Genomic DNA, 6,671 nt, shown 5'->3' on the forward strand with positions numbered 1-6,671 from the left:
GGAATTTTAGAGTAAAGAGAGCGGAAAAACAAGATGATAAAAAAGGCTTGCTAGGTTGCCCTATCAAGCCTTTTCGCCAGTCACATACAGTCAATTAATCGACTAAACCACGGCGTTTTAACAGTGCATCTGTCGTTGGTTTCTTACCGGTAAAATGAATGTAATCCTGCATAAGATCTTCACTATTTCCTTTCGATAAGACTTCCTTACGGAATTTATCACCATTATCGGCATTTAAACCTCCCTGCTCGCCCATATAGGCAAAAGCATCGGCGGCAAACACTTCGGTCCACAAATAGGCGTAATAACCTGCAGAGTAACCACCAGCGAACGCATGGCTAAAGTAGCTCGACTTATAACGCGGTGGAATAGGCGCAAAATCAAGACCATGTTTAGCTAACACTTGATGCTCAAACTGCTCAACATCATTAATTTGCGTGTCGGCGCTGATAGAGTGCCATTCCATATCTAACAAAGCAGCTGACAGATACTCAACGGTATCAAAACCTTGGCCAAACTTATTTGCCGCTAAGATTTTATCGAGCAGCGCCTTAGGAATAGGCTCACCCGTCTGATAGTGTTTGGCATAGTTCGCAATCACAGCGGGATCAATATTCCAATCTTCGTTAACCTGTGATGGGAACTCAACAAAGTCACGTGCAGTCGATGTACCCGCCACACTCGGATATTTCACCTTAGAAAATAAACCGTGGATCCCGTGTCCCATCTCATGGAACAGAGTCGTCACTTCATCGAAAGTCATTAAGGTTGGGCCATCGGCAGGCTTAGGGATATTCAGCGCGTTATAGACCACAGGCTTAGTGCCGAGCAGATCGCTTTGGGTGACAAACTCATCCATCCAAGCACCGCCGCCCTTGCCTTCACGGGCATAGGGGTCAAGGTAGAATAAGCCAATAGAACTGTTGTCTTTATCGAAAACTTCAAAGGCTAATACGTCGGGATGCCACACGGGTAAGTCTGTCCGCGCTTTAAAGTTGATGCCATACAGTTTATGCATGGCGAAAAACAGCCCATCCTTCAGCACAGTATTAAACTCAAAATAAGGCTTAATACTGCTTTCATCTAGGGAGTATTTCTCTTTACGCACTTTATCGGCGTAATAAGCCCAATCCCAAGGTTGCAATTCAAAATCACCGCCCGCCTTTTTGATTTCAGCTTGAATATCAGCCGCTTCCACTTTGGCACGTGCTAGGGCTTTTGGCGCTAAATCATCGAGGATTTCATACACAGCGGAGGGAGTTTTCGCCATTTGATCGGCAACCGCATAGGATGCCCAGGTATCAAAGCCCAGTAAATTGGCTTTTTTAGCGCGAATTTGCGCCATTTTAACAATCAATGGCCCATTGCTTGCCACGGCTCTGTGGGCAGAGGTTTCCCACACTTTTTGGCGAAGTTCACGGTTGTTCAGACTCGAAAGCACAGGCTGGCGCGTCGTATTCACTAGGATAATCAAATAGCCTTCTTTCCCGGCGGCTTTAGCGGCTGCAGCTAAGGTGGCGATTTCGCTGTCAGATAAACCATCTAACTGCGTTTTATCGGTCACGATAATCACATCATCTTTATATGATTTTAAGCTGTTTTGTGAAAACTCAGTCGCTAAGGTGGCAAGCTCGGCATTAAAGCCACGCATCTTAGCCTTATCTTCGGCGGACAATTTCGCGCCCGCGCGGACAAACTGCTCATAGTAATATTCAACTAAGCGCTGATCTTCTGCATTTAAGCTGCTTTTTTGCTGATAAACGGCTTCAACACGGGCAAATAATGTCGGTTCAAGATAAATATTATCTCGGTGAGCCGCTAATTTAGGCGCCATATCCGCTTCAGTTTTCTGAAAATCAGCATCAGAAATCAGGCCCGCGAGATTAAAGAAAGTACGCGATACGCGCGTTAATAATTCACCCGAGGTTTCCATCGCAAGAATGGTATTGTCAAAACTGGCCGCTTGTTTGTTATTCACAATGGCCGCGATTTCAGTATCGTGGGCTTTAATGCCTTGCTCAAAAGCGGGTGCATAATCGGCGGACTGAATAAGATTAAATTGTGGCGCTTGATCCTGCAGTGGACTCTTGCTCAGCAACACATTGGTTGCCTCTGCTTTAGCAGCGGGTTGAGTCGCTACGGTATTTTTAGCTTCGTTGGTACTTGTGGCTGGCTTGTCTGAACAAGCGCCCAGTAACAAGGCCGCAGCCACGGCGGTGGTAATAACGGACTTACGCATATTAACTCCCTTGGATGTTGCTGCCCTTTCGATTGTATTTTTAAGGTGAAAGGTGCGCTAACGGATTTTGGTTTTCTATTGATACTGTCACTCTTAACGCACGCTTATTGCTGTGTACGTCAATTTAGAGGAGCTACCTTAACAAGTTACGCGCATGTCAGCCAAGGTTTAGCCGCCCACAGCGCCGCGAATTTGTATCACTTTATGTGAATTTCGAGTCTAAAAAGTCCTATGCCAAGGCTACATTAAACCTAACTCGCCTTAATCAAGCCAAAACACATGCGAGCATAAGTGCTCAACATTGGCTAAAATTTGATGTAAAAGAATTATTTAAAACATTCTTACTGAAGCTTTAAGTCAAATACCCCCGACAGAGACAAGAAACTGCGCAAATAAAACGCCATTCCAATAACAAATATTAATTCTTCTTAATGAACTTTTTACTGTGATTATTTAAACATCAATGTAACAAATAAACAGGTTGAATGGTTTATTATTTAAGCAGACGCACCTTAGGTCACAATTTTAAACCACTATTCTCGGATTAATGTCACATTCAGATCATCAAATGTCTTTATAATCCCCCCTCGTTAACTTAGCGACAAATTAACTTAACCGCTCAATGACGCTGAATTAACAGGATGATGGGCATGCTCTTCCGGAGCATGCGTTGGGGTCAAATAAATATAAATAGAGATAACTATGTTAAATAAGAAAATACTCGCAGTGATGATCACTGCAGCCCTTGGTGTGAGTGCCTGTGGCTCAGATGACGATACTCATAGTCAACCTAATGTTCAAGCCGATTTACGGGTTCTAGAAACCACAGATCTGCACACAAATATCATGGATTTCAACTACTACAGTGGTAAAGATGATCCCACTATCGGTCTTGCCCGCACTGCAAGCTTGATCCACGCGGCACGCAGCGAAGCCAAAAACAGTGTCCTCGTCGATAACGGCGATCTGCTGCAAGGCAGTCCAATGGGCGACTATATGGCCAAAGTTGGCCTACAAATGGGCGATGTTCACCCCGCTTATAAAGCCATGAACCTATTAGATTATGAAGTCGGTAATATAGGTAATCATGAATTTAACTATGGCTTAGATTTCTTAAATAAATCCATTAGTGGTGCAGAATTCCCTTATATCAACTCAAACGTTTATTGTGCCGACGATAATGGTTGCTGGAATGGGGTTAAAAAAGGTGCGCATTTGTTCACCCCATATATCATCAAGCAAAAAACCATTATCGACAGCGAAGGCAATAATCAAACCATTAACATTGGTTATATTGGTTTTGTGCCCCCACAAATTCTATTGTGGGATAAACAAAATCTCACCGGTAAAGTGACTGTCGAAGATATCGTTACCACCGCGAAAAAATATGTCCCAGAAATGAAAGCCAAAGGGGCCGATATCATTATCGCCATTCCTCACTCAGGCATTGGTTCCACTGAAAATCCTGGCGATCCTATGGCTGAAAACGCCACTTATGCTCTGACCTATGTTGACGGTATCGATGCGATTCTATTCGGTCACAGCCACTCTATCTTCCCAGATGCAAAATATGCAGATTTACCTAACACAGACGTGACTAAGGGCCTGTTAAATGGTGTGCCAGCCGTGATGCCAGGTCGTTGGGGCGATAACTTAGGGGTAGTTGATTTTAAACTGGAGCGTAAAGACGGCAAATGGTCGGTACTCAGTGCAAGCACTAAGGCGCGCCCTATCTATGACGGCGCGAATAAAACCCCATTGGTTGAAGCCGATGCCGCCATTCACGATGCTGTCGCAGCCGAGCACCAAGGCACCCTCGCCTTTGTGGATGAGCCTATCGGCGTTGCCGCAGCGGATATGTATAGCTTCCTGACCTTAGTGCAGGACGATCCTACGGTACAAATCGTTTCCGATGCACAAATCGCCAACGTGAAAGCGAAATTACCAGCTGCATTACAAGGGCTGCCAGTGCTGTCAGCCTCTGCGCCTTTTAAAGCGGGCGGACGCCACGGTACAACCAGCGATGCCGATCAATTTGTGCAAGTCGATAAAGGTCCACTGACCTTTAAAAACGCCGCCGATCTGTACCTGTATCCCAATACTATGGTGGCAGTCAAAGCAACGGGCGCCGAATTGAAAGATTGGCTCGAGTGTTCAGCGAACCAGTTCAATCAAATCGACCCAACAAAAACCACCCCACAAGGGTTAATCAACTGGGATGGTCATCCAACCTATAACTTCGACGTACTCGATGGCTTAACCTACAAGATTGATGTCACTCAACCGAGTAAGTTTGACCGCGATTGCGCCGTCGTTAATGCCAATGCGAACCGTATCGTTGATTTAAGCTATAAAGACGAAAACGGTAAAGTCATCACTGGTGAAGAATTTGCCGCGAAAGAGTTTATCGTCGCCTCAAATAACTACCGTGCCTTTGGAGGTAAGTTTGCCGGTACGGGTAGCGACCATGTGGTGCTCGAACTGCCAGATACTAACCGTGAAGCATTAGCGGCCTATATCACGGCGCAATCACAGTACAACGAAACCACAGGCAAGTACGAAGCTATGGTCAATCCAAGTGCCGATTACAACTGGGATTTCAAAACCATCACCACCAATGTTGCACTAGACGTTCGTTTCGAAACCCAAGACAGTGATAAAGCCGCTGCCTTTATTGAAGCCAATAAACAACGTGAAATGAAGAAGCTCAGTAAGGATGAACTGGGTTTCGCCGTTTATAGCATCAACCTGACCAAATAAACGTTCAATCCAGAGATATCACACTCAAAAAGGCTCCCCGTGAGCCTTTTTTATTTCCTGCAGCTAAGATTAACGCTAATCTGCGTTTCCTATAAATGACTTTTCGCCATTTATCCATCCTGCTGGCTTTGTGCCACCCAATATCTGTCTTATTATTTAACTTAGCGATGTGATCGTAACAACAGAGAAAGCTTATGAAATATCAATCAATTTTATGTGCCACAGCATTAATGCTGGGTACTGTGCAGCCAGTAGCGGCCGATGTCCATCTCAAACTGCCTAAAAACGCTGAAGTATTAACGGTCAATGGCAAACCAGCAGTAAAGAGTAACTCTCACATTTTAGCCGATGGTATTAATCAAATTGCCTTTCGCTATAGCGCGCAATATCGGCAACAAACAGACTCTGTGCGCTATCTATCCGACGTACTCATAGTGCGTTTTGATGCGTCAGCACAAACACTCGCCCTGACTCTTCCCGTCATCAACTCCGCCAGTGATGCAAAGAAATTTGATGAATCACCAAAACTGACACTATCAAATACTCAAGGTGAAGCCGTGAGTTTTGTTAGTGATAAATTGATTAAGCATGGTATTCAACTGGGGCGGGATTTTGAGAACGAGATACTGCAGTACAACCTTAGCAATCACCCTGCGTCATTAAATATCACTTTACATACTGCAACGGCACAATCAAACGATGCCACGGCGTCATCGTTAACACCCGTGCGATCGTCAACAACAGCAATAACGGCAAGCCAGCCACAAATGCACCAAACACCCGCTAGCGTATCCACTAATCTGGCCGCTCCAACCGTGATTGTACCCACTATAACTGCGGTCAATGACAAGACTCAACAAACGACGCCAGCCTCTACACCTAGCCAAGCTGAAATTAGCCAAATGCTTGATTATTGGTACAAACTCGCCAACGACAAGACCAAAGCCAACTTCAAAGCTAAAATCAATAAAGAGTAAAAATGATAACTGGATAATTGCATTTTTTCAAAGGCTTGGAACGAGTTTATCTCAATCCCTCGAGGGCTAAAAAACCCTCGACTCAAAAGATAGATAAAACTGACTTAACCTTTATGTAGATAAGGGTAGGTAGAACAATAATGGATATCAGGAAATTGCAGTTCAAACATAAAAATCACAGACGCAAAAAAGCCAGCTTATTCAGCTGGCTTCATTACATCTCAATGAGATAATTAGGCGCTTGGCGATGACCTACTCTCACATGGGGAGACCCCACACTACCATCGGCGCGATTGCGTTTCACTTCTGAGTTCGGGATGGGATCAGGTGGGACCACAATGCTATTGTCACCAAGCAAAAAATTGTCCGGAACAATTTTTAACGCGCTTTAGCGCGGCCCGCTAGGGTCAACTATATGGATGTAGTTGATAAATTCTTATTCCAGTTAATTCGGAAAGCTGTTTGTTTGAGTTCACACTTCATTAAGTGCTTATATTCTATCTAAGTTCGCTTAGTACGACCTCCATGGACGGAGGAAGTGCTAGAAAATGTCTGGAACATTTTCAGTAAAACCCATCTGGGTTGTATGGTTAAGCCTCTCGAGTCATTAGTACATGTTAGCTCAACGCCTCACAACGCTTACACACCATGCCTATCAACGTCCTAGTCTCGAACGGCTCTTTAGAGGTCTTATA

General features: G+C 44.6%; 3 protein-coding genes and 2 rRNA genes. 2 read left to right on the forward strand and 3 right to left on the reverse strand.

All coding sequences use genetic code 11. The features are described from left to right. Positions 1–94: 94 nt before the first annotated feature. Positions 95–2,239, reverse strand: a complete 2,145-nt coding sequence (locus MJO46_RS03875; RefSeq protein WP_253988196.1) for a M3 family metallopeptidase — start codon at positions 2,237–2,239, stop codon at positions 95–97. Positions 2,240–2,941: 702 nt separating this feature from the next. On the opposite strand from MJO46_RS03875, the gene MJO46_RS03880 reads away from it, so the two are divergent. Together MJO46_RS03880 and MJO46_RS03885 are read left to right on the forward strand one after the other, a co-directional pair. Beyond that, a complete protein-coding gene (locus MJO46_RS03880; protein ID WP_253988197.1) occupies positions 2,942–4,999 on the forward strand; it encodes a bifunctional 2',3'-cyclic-nucleotide 2'-phosphodiesterase/3'-nucleotidase in 2,058 nt (685 codons plus the stop codon). Between the two features lie 194 nt (positions 5,000–5,193). Continuing rightward, positions 5,194–5,976 (forward strand): DUF2057 domain-containing protein, encoded by a 783-nt coding sequence (locus tag MJO46_RS03885; RefSeq protein WP_253988198.1) that lies wholly within the window; start codon positions 5,194–5,196, stop codon positions 5,974–5,976. A 239-nt stretch (positions 5,977–6,215) separates the two neighbouring features. Here the strand turns inward: MJO46_RS03885 and rrf are convergent. Next, positions 6,216–6,331 (reverse strand): 5S ribosomal RNA (gene rrf / locus MJO46_RS03890). Between the two features lie 231 nt (positions 6,332–6,562). Continuing rightward, positions 6,563–6,671, reverse strand: a 23S ribosomal RNA gene (locus MJO46_RS03895); the annotation flags it as partial.

This window comes from Shewanella sp. KJ2020 (genome assembly GCF_024197625.1).
Lineage (GTDB): Bacteria > Pseudomonadota > Gammaproteobacteria > Enterobacterales > Shewanellaceae > Shewanella.

What these genes read in the sequence shown, in the direction of transcription:
- MJO46_RS03875 (WP_253988196.1), bottom strand. Translation starts at nt 2,239, where the DNA reads ATGCGTAAGTCCGTTATTACCACCGCCGTGGCTGCGGCCTTGTTACTG.
- MJO46_RS03880 (WP_253988197.1), top strand. Translation starts at nt 2,942, where the DNA reads ATGTTAAATAAGAAAATACTCGCAGTGATGATCACTGCAGCCCTTGGT.
- MJO46_RS03885 (WP_253988198.1), top strand. Translation starts at nt 5,194, where the DNA reads ATGAAATATCAATCAATTTTATGTGCCACAGCATTAATGCTGGGTACT.